Origin of the sequence: Lelliottia amnigena, from assembly GCF_019047465.1 — a bacterium.
Classification (GTDB): domain Bacteria; phylum Pseudomonadota; class Gammaproteobacteria; order Enterobacterales; family Enterobacteriaceae; genus Enterobacter; species Enterobacter amnigenus.
The window spans coordinates 1,547,031-1,561,542 of record NZ_CP077236.1 but is presented as its reverse complement, the minus strand read 5'-3'; the positions used below and the strand labels follow the sequence as shown (position 1 = coordinate 1,561,542).

The window sequence follows — 14,512 nt, the reverse complement described above, 5'->3', positions numbered from 1 at the left end:
CCCGGCTCCCGGCAAGAAAATCGCCGCTACGCGATTCCCTCAGCTTTTCCCTTCAGGCTTTCGGGCCGGGCGCGATCCTGCATCCTTGCAGGTCACGCCCTCGCCGCGCATCCCTGCGCGTCGTCCCGGCCTTACGGAAACGCTTCGGCGATTTACAGCCGGAAAAAGGCATGGCTTTGGTTTTTTTACCCCTATCAGCAAGGAAATCGCTGCACTGACAAACGGCACTGATTGTTCCCTCTCCCTAAATGGAGAGGGCGTATTTGCAGCAATCGACAGCCATAAGTGGAAAGCGTTTACTGCGGATACGGTACCCAATCCCCGCCATTCAACCGCACGTACGGTTTATCCTGGTACTGAATCACTACCGCGTTGGCATTCTCGGACACTTCCGCCGTCTGCGGCAAACCGCTGGTGAGCTGATTCCAGTTCACGCTATCCTCCACAAACAGCTTTCCGTCCACTGCACGCGCCACCAGTTCTGAAATCGCCAGATAGCTGCTCGGCTGGGTAATCTCAATCGGCGCACCCTGATGCGGTGCTTTCATGCCAAAGAATTTAATCCCGGCCGGCACGTTGGTGATCGACGGGCTTGGAATATCGCGCAGACCAGACACCTGCATTCTGTCGCCTTTCAGCGCGCCGCCATGTTCCGGCACAACGACAACCATCACCTTACGGCCAGATTTTTCCAGCTCGGTAAAGAAGGCATCCAACTCATCGAAGAACTTCTGCGCGCGCACTTTGTAATCCGCCGTTTTGCTCACGCCCGGATAGTGGTTCCCGTCGTGCAGCGGCAGGGTGTTATAGAATGTCGCGCTGCGGGCGTTATCGTCCTTACCGACCGTTTGCAGCCAGCGTTGCAGCACGGCGGTATCGTCGTAGACCGGCGAGCCGTCAAAGCCGAGCAGCGGAACCGGCAGACCTGTTTGATCCATCAGCGGCGCATGCATGCCGCCGTTTTCACGCACTTCTTTCAGGAAGCCGCCGAAAATACCGTTATGACCGAGCATCAGGTGCTGAGAGAAGCCCAGTTTTTCAAGGTTATCGAACAAATAACACTGATTTCCCGCAGGCTGATACAAATTCTTATGCGACGGCTGACCGCAGCTTGCGCGCAGCAGACGAATCGCCGCCGGACCGCTGTACGATGTGGCCGAGTTGAAGTCTTTGAATTGAATATCAAAATGCGACCACAGCGGATGCGACATCAAACCGGCGGCTTCCACGTCCGCCCACGAAAGGGAGCAGATGTTAATCACCAGCAGTTCAAAAGGCTGCGCATCGGCCGGTAACGCATCCGGGAATTTGGTCTGGCGCTTGGCTTCTGCGTTATAAAAACTGGAAAGCCAGGCATTGAGATTGGTGTTGGTCGGCGGCGCGGTTTGTGACGGGATATCACCAATGACCGGCGTGGCTCCGGCAGTGGCGACGGTAGGTGCTGCCGTACCGCCCGTGGTGGTGACCGTTTCTGTCGCTTGGCCGGCTGGCCACAAAGAGAAGCTCGGACCGGCCAGCGTTAACACGTTCAGCCAGATCATTATCGCCACCACAAACACTGTGATGCGCAGCCATTGCGACAGGAAAAGCCACGCAATGAACAGCACGAAAATCGCGCCGATCATCTGCCAGTTAATAAACCGCTCGACCAGATCCTGAATATAGCCCGCGCTAAAGCCCGCGACCTGCGAACCCTGGCTCATGATGCTTTCCGGGCCTGGCAGCCAGGTGTCGTGCCAGAACAGCGCAAAACCAATCGGGATGGCTATCCAGTGACGCAGGCGGTGCAGCTTCAGGTTGGGGATTGGCATCAGCAAAAATGCCATAAACACCAGGTTTAGCAGCGGGTGGAAATTCAGATAGCCCGCCCACAGCAAACCAAACTTCACCAGAAAGTAGAAGTTCCAGCCGGAAAGGCCGCGCCAGTATTGCCAAAGCGGCGAAGGTGCCGAAGCAGTATAAGTAGAATTAGTCATGTTTTCGGTTTGCCTTGACGTGTGTAGCCCGTTTCAGTGTTCCTGCTGGTTTAACGTAGCGAGGTTTTGCAAACAGCAATCTCGTCGTATCACGAATACGGCGCAGCGAATGGCGTGCAAGGTAGCCAAGCGGGAAGAAAATGATCGCACAGACGATCACCAACTGAATGATATCGCTGTTATTCATGATGAAGCTCTCTCTTGGGCATCACTCAACAAACGAAGCGGCTCAGGGGTGCGACGCCAGGCGTGCCCGTCGTGCGTCGCATTCAGCACGGGTTTCGCATCGCTCGCCATCAGCAGCGGTTTGCCCCACTGCTCAGGTTCCAGCATTTGCATCTGCACGATTTCGGCGCTGATCAGATTGTCTTCGAACCAAATCATACGGTTAGAGAAGATATCGCCGGTCGGTAGCGGGAATATGTGGTTTAGCGCGGTGTCCAGGTCGTTAACCCGACAGAAGGATAAAAATAACACCAGACGATTATCGCCAATGGTCATGATATCGCCGGTACGGTTAGGGCGACACAGCGTCAGCGCCTGCTCAATACGAATACCCGGAACCGGGCGCAGCGCGACCATCACGCCTTTACCATTTTCCGGCAGCAGCGTGTTGCTCATCATATTGCTGACCGCTTCGCAGAAGGTGTCCCACTTCTGATAGCCGCGTAATTTCATCGGCTGAGTCATGGAAAGCAGCGTCGAAATGTCCTCCGGGACGTAGCGAGTAAACTGCTGGCCCTGAATACTTTCGATCAGCGTCAAACAGCGCGAAAGGGGCGCGTTCCACGGAATCACCATATTCGCCCCACAGCCAAGGAGCAGACGCTCATCGGTGGCGCGCAGGCTGGTGGTATTCTCACGCACAACGATTTTCAACGCGCTGCCGCGCTGACGGCGCAGGGTATGGATCTGCCGCGCCATCGCCTCAATTTGATTATTCTGAGTGAGCGAAAAAACAATCGTTGCGGCCTGGGTCGTGCGGGCCTCGTTAAACAAACCTTCGTTGGTTTCAAACAGCGACCAATATTCAGAAAGCGCAGGCGCACCTTCTAATACTGCAATGTGACTCAAAATGCGTTTTTCATCATTACGCGGTTGAACGACGGTTTCTTCCTGCTGCGCAACGTGCCACTCGCCATTATTATGCATAAGCGTGAGTTGTTGCCGCGCGCTTACGCCTTTTTCATTACACCAGAAGGCAATATCGTAAACATGGCTGTCGGCCTGATGGCGGATGCTGGCAAGACCAAAGAGAGAGCGATATTCACTCATTAAAAATGAGAACTGCTTATCATTATTACTGCCTGGGCTGATTACCAGCAGCGTACAATTTTGAACCCGCGCCCATTTATTGATCTTTTCCAGCCACAGACGCAATTTTTCTGAAGATATATTTTGCCAAAAATTATTCGTGCATTTGAGAACCACTAAATAATGTTCGGGGTCAATACTGCACTGAATATCGCGGGGCAAAAAGTATAGACCATCTTCTTCATGTGGCATCGAAAACAAGCGCACTTTATCGGGACCGTGCGTTTCATTGAGTCTGATGATTTTTTTAGGGTCTTCACCCATAGTGACAACGGCGACTTTTGCGCCCTTATCTTGTGCTGCAATTGTTTGATTCACCAGACTTATAGCATCGTCATTGCGATCCGTGCTAATCCACCAGACTCCGCCGGCTGGCATGTGGCGCAATTCATCCCACAATGACTGGATACCAACTGAAAATATGGGGTTCACAGTGTCCCTCTTGGCGTTTAATTTACCTGTATCTCAGTTTACTAGCGAAAGCGCAGAAATAAACCTAACATTGAAATTAAAGAGCATCAGATTTAGCATGTAAATGAATTTTCGCTGGCAGGAAGCCTTTCTACGTCCGTAGTTCGTTTGGTTTTAATAAAGGGATGAAACTAAAATGCATAATAATGACCCTGCAACGCCGGTTGATTCTAGCCTGGGGTACACATTCCAAAACGATTTTTTGGCGCTTAGCCAGGCATTTTCATTGCCAGAAATAGATTACACCGATATTTCCCAACGGGAACAGTTGGCGGCGGCGATTAAACGCTGGCCTTTATTAGCTGAATTTGCCCGTCAACAATAAGGGAGCCATTGATGGCCATACTCGGATTACAGGGCATTCGTGGCGGTGTGGGCACGACGTCTATCGCAGCGGCGCTGGGATGGTCATTACAGGTATTAGGTGAATCCGTCCTGGTTATTGATGCCTGCCCTGATAATTTGTTGCGCATGTCTTTTAACGTCGATTATGACGTGTCCGACGGCTGGGCGCGCGCGCTGCTTGATGGCCGCGACTGGCGTGACACCGCGCAACGTTATACCTCGCAGCTTGATATCTTGCCTTTTGGTCAACTGACCGTGAGCGAGATGGAATCGCTGCACACCCGTTTTGGAACGCTGGGATATTTTGCAGATGCCCTGCAACTGCTGCAGGAAAAAAGCCACTATCAGTGGATTTTGCTGGATCTGCCAAACGGCTTTTCACCGCTGACTCGCCAGTTAATCGAACACTGCGACCATATGCTGACCATCGTCAATGCCGATGCCAATTGCCATATTCGCCTGCATCAACAGGCGCTGCCGGCGGGCGCACATATTCTGATCAATGATTTACGTATCGGCAGCCAAATTCAGGATGATTTGTATCAGGTTTGGCTGCAAAGCCAGCGCCGTCTGCTGCCGATGGCCATCCATCGTGACGAAGGGATGGCGGAATGTCTGGCATCAAAACAACCGTTAGGTGAATATCGCGGCGACTCGCTGGCAGCCGAAGAGATCCTTACGCTGGCCAACTGGTGTCTGCTGCACTATACCGGACGTCCGGAACCGGGCAGGAGCCATCCATGAGCCGCGTGTCCGCCTGGTTACTCATCCCGCCGGTTAGCGCCCGTTTAAGCGAGCGTTACCGGAATTACCGCCGTCATGGCGCGTCGTCTTTTAGCGCCGCGCTCGGCTGTTTCTGGATGGTCCTGGCCTGGATTTTTATCCCGCTCGAACACCCGCGCTGGCAGCACATTCGCGCACGCCATCGCGAACTGTATCCGCATCTCAATCCTGACCGGCCAAGGCCGTTAGATCCTGCGCGTTACGCGATTCAGGCCCTTTGGCTGATTGCCACGTCGGCTAAGAAAGAAAAAACAGAACCGCGCTGGCGCGGTACGGGCGGGTTTAAGAATCTGCGTGGCCGTTACCATCAGTGGCTCGAAAATCTGCCAGACCGCGTCAGAAATCAGACCCGTCATCTTGAGAGCGAAAAAGAGCTGGGGCATCTGCATCCCGGATTACGGCGCTTTATCCTGGGCGTTATCGTCGTTTTCTCGCTGATTCTGGCGCTGGTCTGCATCACCCAGCCGTTTAACCCGCTGGCGCAGTTTATCTTCCTGATACTGCTGTGGGGCGTGGCGCTGCTGGTGCGCCGCATTCCGGGGCGATTCTCGGCGATGATGCTGATTGTCCTGTCGCTGACTGTTTCCTGCCGCTACATCTGGTGGCGTTACACCTCCACGCTGAACTGGGACGATCCGGTAAGTCTGGTGTGTGGCCTGGTGCTGCTGTTTGCTGAAACCTACGCGTGGATTGTCCTGATTTTGGGGTATTTCCAGGTCGTATGGCCGCTGAATCGGCAGCCGGTTCCGCTGCCGAAAGACACGCGTGTGTGGCCGACCGTCGACATTTTTGTCCCGACGTATAACGAAGATTTGAGCGTGGTGAAAAACACCATTTATGCTTCGCTGGGCATCGACTGGCCGAAAGACAAACTCAAAATCTGGCTCCTCGACGACGGCGGTCGCGAAGAGTTTCGCCACTTTGCGCAGAGCGTCGGGGTGGAATATATCGCCCGTACCACGCACGAGCATGCCAAAGCCGGGAACATCAACAATGCGCTGAAATACGCCACGGGTGAATTTGTCTCGATCTTCGACTGCGACCACGTCCCGACGCGCTCATTCCTGCAAATGACGATGGGATGGTTCCTGAAAGAGAAACAGCTGGCGATGATGCAGACGCCGCACCACTTCTTCTCTCCCGATCCGTTTGAACGCAATCTGGGGCGTTTTCGCAAAACGCCGAACGAAGGGACGCTTTTCTACGGGCTGGTGCAGGACGGTAACGACATGTGGGATGCCACGTTCTTCTGCGGCTCCTGCGCGGTGATTCGACGCGCTCCGCTGGACGAAATCGGCGGCATCGCGGTCGAAACCGTCACCGAAGATGCGCACACTTCGCTGCGTCTGCACCGTCGCGGCTATACCTCCGCGTATATGCGTATTCCGCAGGCGGCGGGGCTGGCGACCGAATCGCTGTCGGCGCACATAGGTCAACGTATTCGCTGGGCTCGCGGGATGGTACAGATTTTCCGTCTCGATAACCCGCTGTTTGGCAAAGGGCTGAAGATGGCGCAGCGCCTGTGTTATCTCAACGCCATGTTCCATTTCTTATCCGGTATTCCGCGGCTGATCTTCCTGACCGCGCCGCTGGCCTTCCTGCTGCTGCATGCATACATCATCTTCGCCCCGGCGTTGATGATCGCGCTGTTTGTGCTGCCGCACATGATCCACGCCAGCCTGACGAACTCAAAAATTCAGGGCAAATATCGCCATTCGTTCTGGAGTGAAATCTACGAAACGGTGCTGGCCTGGTACATCGCACCGCCGACGCTGGTGGCGCTGATCAACCCGCACAAAGGCAAATTTAACGTTACCGCCAAAGGTGGCCTGGTAGAGGAAGAGTACGTCGACTGGGTGATCTCCCGTCCGTACATTTTCCTCGTGCTGCTGAATATTGTCGGCGTGCTGGTGGGGATCTGGCGCTACTTCTACGGACCGGAAAGCGAAATGCTGACCGTGATCGTGAGCCTCGCGTGGGTCTTCTACAACCTGATTATCCTTGGCGGCGCGGTGGCGGTATCTGTGGAGAGTAAACAGGTGCGCCGCGCGCACCGCGTCGAAATCTCCATGCCTGCGGCCATTGCCCGCGAAGATGGGCATCTTTTCTCCTGTACCGTCCAGGACTTCTCGGACGGCGGTTTGGGCATCAAGATCAACGGCCAGGCAAAAGTGCTGGAGGGGCAAAAAGTGAAATTACTGCTCAAGCGCGGCCAGCAGGAATATGTCTTCCCGACGCAGGTGGTCCGCGTTTTGGGGGATGAAGTTGGGCTGCAATTGATGCCGCTCACTAAGAAGCAACATATCGATTTTGTGCAGTGTACGTTTGCCCGCGCGGATACGTGGGCGCTCTGGCAGGACAGCTTCCCGGAAGATAAACCACTGGAAAGTCTGCTGGATATTCTGAAGTTGGGGTTCCGTGGTTATCGCCACCTTGCAGAATTTGCTCCGCCGTCAGTGAAAATAATTTTCCGGTCACTTACCTCGCTGGTTTCCTGGGTGGTGTCGTTTATCCCTCGTCGTCCTGAGCGAGATGAGGCGATACAGCAACCGGACCCGGTTATGGCTCAACAATGATGATAACGCGATGAAAAGAAAACTTTCCTGGATATGTGCTGTGGCGGTTGGGATGAGTGCGCTGCCCGCGATGATGGCTCAAGCGGCGCCTGAAAATACGGCGGCAACGCCTGCACCGACCGTGCCTGTCGTCGCGCAAGCGACCGATCCGGTGGTCACCGCAGCGCCAACGCAAACTGAAAACCTGGTGCCAAATCAGCCAACCGAGGGCAACACCCTTCCGGCGACGCCGACAGGTGCGCAGGCGGTTGGGCAGGTGATGCCGGGCGTTAACGGGGCGAATGCGCCTATTGTGGCTGAAAACACCCCGTCACGTGACGTGAAGCTGACGTTTGCACAGATCGCGCCGCCGCCGGGCAGCATGATTTTGCGCGGTATCAACCCGAATGGCGGCGTTGAGTTTGGGATGCGCAGCGATGAAGTGGTGTCGAATGCCCTGCTGAATCTCGAATACACGCCATCGCCGTCTCTGCTGCCGGTTCAGTCCCAGTTGAAGGTCTATCTCAATGATGAGCTGATGGGCGTTCTGCCGGTCACGAAAGAGCAACTGGGCAAGAAAACGCTGGCGCAGGTGCCGATCAATCCGCTGTTTATCACCGATTTTAACCGCGTACGTCTGGAGTTTGTCGGTCACTATCGCGACGTGTGCGAAAACCCGGCCAGCAGCACGCTGTGGATGGATGTGAGCCGCAATTCCTCGCTGAGCATGACTTACCAGACGCTGGCGGTGAAAAACGATCTCTCTGCGTTCCCGGTGCCGTTCTTCGATCCGCGTGACAATCGCGAGCTGAATCTGCCGGTGGTATTCGCCGGTTCGCCGGATATTACCCAGCAGCAGGCGGCCACCATCGTCACCTCGTGGTTTGGCTCCCGTTCAGGCTGGCGCGGGCAAAGCTTCCCGGTCCTGTTCGACAAACTGCCGGACCGCAACGCCATTGTGTTTGCCACCAATGAGAAGCGTCCCTCTTTCCTGCGCGACCATCCTGATGTGAAAGGGCCAATGGTCGAAATGGTGAATCATCCGGATAAACCGTATGTGAAGCTGTTGGTGGTCTTTGGCCGCGACGATAAAGATTTGGTGCAAGCCGCGAAAGGCATTGCGCAGGGCAACGTCCTGTTCCGTGGCAATAGCGTTGCCATTGGCGAAGTCAAACCGCTGCTGGCGCGTAAACCGTACGATGCGCCGAACTGGATCCGCACCGACCGTGCGGTCACCTTTGGCGAGCTGAAAACCTATGAAGAGCAGCTTCAGTCAACGGGGCTTGAGCCGTCAGCGATTAACGTCCCGCTGAATCTGCCGCCGGATATGTACCTGCTGCGCAGTAACGGGATTGATATTGCGCTGAACTATCGCTACACCGCGCCGCCAACCAAAGACAGCTCGCGGATGGATATCAGCCTGAACAACCAGTTCCTGCAATCCTTCCCGCTGACCAGCAGCCAGGACACCAACAAACTGCTGCTGCGTCTGCCAGTATTGCAAGGCCTGCTGGACGGCAAAACGGACGTTTCGATTCCGGCCCTGAAGCTCGGCGCGGTGAACCAGCTGCGCTTCGATTTCCAGTACATGAACCCGATGCCGGGTGGCTCGGTGGATAACTGTATTACCTTCCAGCCGGTGCAGAATCATGTGGTTATCGGCGACGATTCGACTATCGACTTCTCGAAGTACTATCACTTCATTGCGCTGCCGGATCTGCGCGCGTTTGCGAACGCCAGCTTCCCGTTCAGCCGGATGGCCGATCTGTCTGAATCCATTGTGGTGATGCCTAAAACGCCAAACGAAGGGCAGATCGCTACGCTGCTGGATGCCATGGCCGCCGTAGGCGCGCAAACGGGGTTACCCGCTATTAACGTCACGTTGACCGATGATGGCAGCCAGATCCAGAACAAAGACGCCGACATTATGGTGATCGGCAACATCCCGGAAAAATTGAAAGACGATAAACGTATCGACCTGCTGGTTCAGGCGACGGAATCCTGGGTCAATACGCCGCTGCGCCAGACGACGTTCCCGAGCATCATGCCGGATAATGCGGATCGCGAAGCGAGCGTGCAGACGAATGTCAGCTCGCAAGGCCCGATGGCGGCGATTGTCGGGTTCCAGTCACCGTACAACGAACAGCGCAGCGTCATCGCTCTGCTGGCGGACAGCCCACGCGGGTATGAGTTGCTGAACATGGCGATGAATGACAGCGGCAAACGCGCGGCGATGTTCGGTTCCGTGGCGGTGATTCGTGAGTCTGGCGTCAACAGCCTGCGCGTGGGCGATGTTTACTACGTCGGCCATTTGCCGTGGTTTGAGCGTATCTGGTATGCGCTGTCCAATCACCCGGTTCTGCTGGCGGTGTTTGCGGCTATCAGCGTGGTGTTGCTGGCGTGGGTGATGTGGCGTCTGCTGCGAATCATCAGCCGTCGTCGTCTCCATTCGGATAACGAGTAACGGACGATGAACGCGCTTCGTGGGTGGATGATAGTCGCGCTGGTTCTGGCGGCAACGAATGCGCGTGCAGCCTGTAGCTGGCCTGCGTGGGAGCAGTTTAAACAGGACTACATCAGCGATGGCGGGCGCGTCATTGATCCCAGTGACGCGCGGAAAATCAGCACCTCAGAAGGGCAAAGCTATGCGCTGTTCTTTGCCCTTGCTGCTAACGACCGCAAGGCCTTCGATTTGCTGCTGAACTGGACGAGCGACAATCTCGCCCAGGGGTCTCTCAGTCAACATCTGCCTGCCTGGTTGTGGGGAAAAAAGGATGCGGATACCTGGGCGGTGATCGACAAAAACTCTGCCTCTGATGCCGATATCTGGATAGCCTGGTCGTTGCTGGAGGCGGGGCGTTTGTGGAAAGCGCCGCAATATACCGCCACCGGCAAAGCGCTGCTAAAACGCATCGCCAGCGAAGAAGTCATTAAAGTGCCGGGTTTAGGACTGATGCTCCTGCCCGGCAACGTCGGTTTTACCGAGGAGAAAGCCTGGCGCTTTAACCCCAGCTATCTCCCGCCGCAACTGGCGAACTATTTCACCCGCTTTGGAGCGCCGTGGACCACGCTTCGCGAGACAAATCTGCGTTTGCTGCTGGAAACTGCGCCAAAAGGATTTTCACCCAACTGGGTGCAGTATCAGCAAAATAAAGGCTGGCAACTGCAGCCAGAAAAAAACGTTATTGGCAGTTACGACGCGATTCGCGTGTATCTCTGGACGGGCATGATGCACGACCGCGATCCGCAAAAAGCCCGACTGCTGGCACGTTTTAAACCGATGGCGACGCTCACAACAAAAAATGGCGTCCCGCCGGAGAAGGTCGATGTCACAAGCGGTAAACCCACGGGCGATGGCCCGGTAGGCTTCTCCGCCTCGCTGCTGCCGTTTTTACAGGACCGCGATGCACAAGCGGTGCAACGCCAGCGCGTCGCCGACTATTTCCCCGGCAATGATGCCTATTACAGCTACGTGCTGACCCTGTTCGGACAAGGATGGGATCAGCACCGTTTTCGCTTTACCGCAAAGGGTGAATTACACCCTGACTGGGGCCAGGAATGCGCAAGTTCTCATTAAGTTTACTCAGTTTATCGCTTGGCTTAACGCTGATGCCGCTGGCGCAGGCCGCCAACTCTCCACAGCAAAAACAGTTGCTGGAACAGGTTCGGCTCGGCGAAGCGACGCAGCGCGAAGATCTGGTCCGCCAGTCGCTCTATCGCCTGGAGCTCATCGACCCGAATAATCCGGATGTGATCGCCGCGCGATTCCGCTATCTGCTGCGTCAGGGCGATAATGCGGGCGCGCAAAAAGAGTTGGATCGCCTGAAAGGTATCGCGCCGAGTTCGAGTGCTTATCTGTCTTCACAAAACGCCATGTTGCTCTCGACGCCAGAAGGGCGTCAGGCATTACAGCAGGCGCGTTTACTGGCGACCACCGGACATACGCAGGAAGCGATTGACGCATACGAGAAAATCTTCTCAGGCAATCCACCAAACGATGCGCTGGCGACGGAATACTGGACCGTTGTTGCGAAGAACCCTGCGCGTCGCGTTGAAGCGATCAATCAGCTCAAAAAAATTAATCTCACCAGCCCCGGCGATACGCAGCTGCAAAACACGCTGGCGCAGCTTCTGTTCCAGAGCGGGCGCAGCGATGAAGGCTTTGCGGTGCTGCGGCAAATGGCGAAATCCAACGCCGGACGCGATGCGGCTTCCGATCTCTGGTATCAGCAGATCAAAGACGCACCGGTGAGTGCCGCCAGCGTGAAAGCCCTGCAGGATTATTTGCAGGTGTTCAGCACGGGCGATAACGTCACCGCTGCCCGCTCGCAGCTTGATGACCAACGAAAACGCTTAGCCGATCCGGCTTTCCGTGCCAAGGCCGAAGGGCTGGCAGCGGTGGAAGCGGGACAGGGCGGTAAAGCCGTTGCCGAGCTACAGCAGGCGGTTAGCGCCAATCATGCCGACAGCGAAGCCGTGGGCGCGCTGGGGCAGGCGTATTCCCAGCGCGGCGATCGTGCGCGTGCGGTCACTCAGTTTGAAAAGGCGATCGCGCTTGATCCACAAAGCGATAACCGCGGGAAATGGGACAGCCTGCTGAAGGTCAACCGTTACTGGCTGTTGATTCAGCAGGGTGATGCCGCGCTGAAAGCCAATAATATTAGCCAGGCGGAACGTCATTATCAGCAGGCGCGTAACATCGATAATACCGACAGTTACGCGGTGCTGGGTCTGGGCGATGCGGCCGTTGCACGCAAAGATACGGCCGCCGCCGAGCGTTTTTATCGTCAGGCGCTGCGCATGGACAGCGGCAACAGCAACGCGGTGCGCGGGCTTGCCAATATTTATCGCGCAGAATCACCGGAAAAAGCCGACCAGTTTATCCAGTCACTTTCCGCCAGCCAGCGTCGCAGCATTGATGATATCGAGCGCAGTCTGAATAACGACCGGCTCGCGCAGCAGGCGGAACAGCTTGAAAATCAGGGCCGTTTTGCTCAGGCGGCTGAAATTCAGCGCCGTCGGCTGGTGCTCGATCCGGGCAGCGTGTGGATCACCTATCGTCTGTCACGCGATCTCTACAGCGCCGGGCAGCGCAGCCAGGCGGATGCGCTGATGCGACAGCTGGCGAGCCAAAAACCGGGCGATCCGGAGCAGGTTTACGCCTACGGTTTGTATCTTTCCGGTAACAACCAGGATCGCGCCGCGCTGGCCCATCTCAATACGCTCTCACGCGATAAATGGAACGGCAATATTCAGGAGCTGGCTGACCGACTGCAAGGCGATCAGGTGCTGGAAACGGCCAATCGCCTGCGTGACAGCGGCCAGGAGCGCGAGGCGGAAACGCTATTACGCCAGCAGCCGCAGTCTACGCGTATCGATTTAACGCTGGCAGACTGGGCGCAGCAGCGGGGCGATCGTACCGCTGCCAAAGCCGCTTACCGCAGCGTTTTGCAGCGGGAACCGCAAAATACCGATGCGATTCTCGGCCTGACGGAAGTCTATCTTTCTGAAGGCGATAAAGACGCTGCTCGTACGCAGCTGGCGATGCTGCCCGCCGGGCAAAATAACGAGCCGCCGTCGGTGAATATGCAGCGTCGCGTTGCGCTGGCGCAGGCTGAGCTGGGCGATACCGCCGCCGCAGAGCAGACGTTCAGCAAACTGGTTCCGCAGGCAAAATCGCAGCCGCCGTCCATGGACAGCGCGCTGGTGCTGCGCGATGCAGCACGCTTCCAGGCCAGTAACGGCCAGCCGCAACAGGCGCTCGAAAGCTATAAAGATGCGATGGTCGCGTCCGGCATCACCCCGACGCGCCCTGAAGATAACGACAGTTTTACGCGTCTGACGCGCAATGACGAAAAAGATGACTGGCTGAAACGCGGCGTGCGCAGTGATGCAGGCGAGCTATATCAACAGCAGGATCTCAACGTCACGCTGCAGCATGACTACTGGGGCTCCAGCGGGACTGGCGGGTATTCCGACCTGAAAGCGCATACCACCATGCTGCATGTCGATGCGCCGCTGTCCGACGGACGGATGTTCTTCCGCAGCGATCTGGTGAATATGAATGCCGGTTCCTTTGAGACCAAAAACGGCACCTACGATCCTAAATGGGGGACCTGCGCCGGTACGCCGTGTTACGGCAGCACCAATCAAAGCGCGAACGGCGCGAGTGTGGCGGTGGGCTGGGAAAACAAAACCTGGGCCATGGACATCGGCACCACGCCAATGGGCTTTGACGTTGTCGACGTGGTGGGTGGCCTAAGTTACAGCAATGATTTAGGGCCGATTGGCTATACCGTGAATGCCCATCGCCGTCCGATCTCCAGCTCCATGCTGGCGTTTGCCGGGCAAAAAGATCCTAACACGGGCACGACATGGGGCGGCGTGCGAGCCACCGGTGGTGGTGCGAGCATCAGTTACGACAAAGGCGAAGCCAATGGCATCTGGTCGAGTCTGAACATGGATGCGCTTGAGGGCAAAAACGTTGAGGATAACTGGCGCATCCGCTGGATGACCGGCTACTACTACAAAATCATCAACAAAAACAACGAGCGTCTGACGGTTGGGCTGTCGAATATGCTCTGGCATTACGACAAAGATTTGAGTTCCTATTCGCTGGGTCAGGGCGGCTATTACAGCCCGCAGGAGTATGTTTCCTTCGCGGTGCCTGTGACCTGGCGTAAACGCACCGAAAACTGGTCCTGGGAACTGGGCGGTTCTGTTTCCTGGTCGCATTCTAAGACCAAAGACGGAATGCGCTATCCGATTCAGGGGCTGATCCCGACGAATGAACCGGGACGATACGGCGACAGAAACGAACCTGAAGAGGGCAGCAGTTCGTCCGGAACCGGTTATACCGCGCGGGCGATTGTGGAACGTCGCGTGACGTCAAACTGGTTTGTCGGTATGGGCGTCGATATTCAGCAAGCGAAGGACTATACCCCGAGCCATGCGCTGCTTTATGTGCGCTACTCTGCCGCAGGCTGGCAGGGCGATATGGATTTACCGCCGGAACCGCTCACACCTTACGCGGACTGGTAACCGGAATTATCCTTAATAGAAATCTTA

Annotated in this window: 9 protein-coding genes; 6 read left to right on the top strand and 3 right to left on the bottom strand. The window is 56.1% G+C overall.

Features of this window, described 5'->3' with window-relative positions; all coding sequences use genetic code 11:
• Positions 1–296: 296 nt before the first annotated feature.
• The 3 genes from bcsG to bcsE are packed head-to-tail and all read right to left on the bottom strand — an operon-like array spanning position 297 to position 3,722.
• Positions 297–1,976, bottom strand: a complete 1,680-nt coding sequence (gene bcsG, locus I6L74_RS07360) for a cellulose biosynthesis protein BcsG (RefSeq protein ID WP_059180395.1) — start codon at positions 1,974–1,976, stop codon at positions 297–299.
• On the bottom strand, positions 1,969–2,166 hold the full coding sequence (gene bcsF / locus I6L74_RS07355; RefSeq protein WP_059180394.1) for a cellulose biosynthesis protein BcsF: 198 nt from the start codon (positions 2,164–2,166) through the stop codon (positions 1,969–1,971). Before bcsF ends, bcsG begins: the two co-directional genes overlap by 8 nt.
• The gene (bcsE, locus tag I6L74_RS07350; protein ID WP_059180393.1) at positions 2,160–3,722 is read right to left on the bottom strand and encodes a cellulose biosynthesis c-di-GMP-binding protein BcsE; all 1,563 of its coding nucleotides are present in this window, start codon (positions 3,720–3,722) and stop codon (positions 2,160–2,162) included. The genes bcsF and bcsE overlap by 7 nt, the downstream gene beginning before the upstream one ends.
• 175 nt (positions 3,723–3,897) lie before the next feature.
• Here bcsE and bcsR point away from each other — a divergent pair, with 175 nt between their 5' ends.
• From bcsR to bcsC, 6 genes are read left to right on the top strand one after another with little or no spacing between them, the layout of a single operon-like run.
• Entirely contained in the window at positions 3,898–4,086 is a 189-nt protein-coding gene (bcsR, locus tag I6L74_RS07345; protein ID WP_059180392.1) for a cellulose biosynthesis protein BcsR, read from the top strand.
• Between the two features lie 11 nt (positions 4,087–4,097).
• On the top strand, positions 4,098–4,850 hold the full coding sequence (gene bcsQ / locus I6L74_RS07340) for a cellulose biosynthesis protein BcsQ (protein ID WP_059180391.1): 753 nt from the start codon (positions 4,098–4,100) through the stop codon (positions 4,848–4,850).
• The gene (gene bcsA / locus I6L74_RS07335; RefSeq protein WP_059180390.1) at positions 4,847–7,465 is read left to right on the top strand and encodes a UDP-forming cellulose synthase catalytic subunit; all 2,619 of its coding nucleotides are present in this window, start codon (positions 4,847–4,849) and stop codon (positions 7,463–7,465) included. Before bcsQ ends, bcsA begins: the two co-directional genes overlap by 4 nt.
• 10 nt (positions 7,466–7,475) lie before the next feature.
• On the top strand, positions 7,476–9,908 hold the full coding sequence (gene bcsB, locus I6L74_RS07330; protein ID WP_059180389.1) for a cellulose biosynthesis cyclic di-GMP-binding regulatory protein BcsB: 2,433 nt from the start codon (positions 7,476–7,478) through the stop codon (positions 9,906–9,908).
• A 6-nt stretch (positions 9,909–9,914) separates the two neighbouring features.
• Entirely contained in the window at positions 9,915–11,021 is a 1,107-nt protein-coding gene (bcsZ, locus tag I6L74_RS07325; RefSeq protein ID WP_059180388.1) for a cellulose synthase complex periplasmic endoglucanase BcsZ, read from the top strand.
• Positions 11,003–14,485 (top strand): cellulose synthase complex outer membrane protein BcsC, encoded by a 3,483-nt coding sequence (gene bcsC, locus I6L74_RS07320; RefSeq protein WP_059180387.1) that lies wholly within the window; start codon positions 11,003–11,005, stop codon positions 14,483–14,485. The genes bcsZ and bcsC overlap by 19 nt, the downstream gene beginning before the upstream one ends.
• The last annotated feature ends 27 nt before the right edge of the window (positions 14,486–14,512 follow it).

What these genes read in the sequence shown, in the direction of transcription:
- bcsA (WP_059180390.1), top strand. Translation starts at nt 4,847, where the DNA reads ATGAGCCGCGTGTCCGCCTGGTTACTCATCCCGCCGGTTAGCGCCCGT.
- bcsZ (WP_059180388.1), top strand. Translation starts at nt 9,915, where the DNA reads ATGAACGCGCTTCGTGGGTGGATGATAGTCGCGCTGGTTCTGGCGGCA.
- bcsQ (WP_059180391.1), top strand. Translation starts at nt 4,098, where the DNA reads ATGGCCATACTCGGATTACAGGGCATTCGTGGCGGTGTGGGCACGACG.
- bcsR (WP_059180392.1), top strand. Translation starts at nt 3,898, where the DNA reads ATGCATAATAATGACCCTGCAACGCCGGTTGATTCTAGCCTGGGGTAC.
- bcsB (WP_059180389.1), top strand. Translation starts at nt 7,476, where the DNA reads ATGAAAAGAAAACTTTCCTGGATATGTGCTGTGGCGGTTGGGATGAGT.
- bcsC (WP_059180387.1), top strand. Translation starts at nt 11,003, where the DNA reads ATGCGCAAGTTCTCATTAAGTTTACTCAGTTTATCGCTTGGCTTAACG.
- bcsG (WP_059180395.1), bottom strand. Translation starts at nt 1,976, where the DNA reads ATGACTAATTCTACTTATACTGCTTCGGCACCTTCGCCGCTTTGGCAA.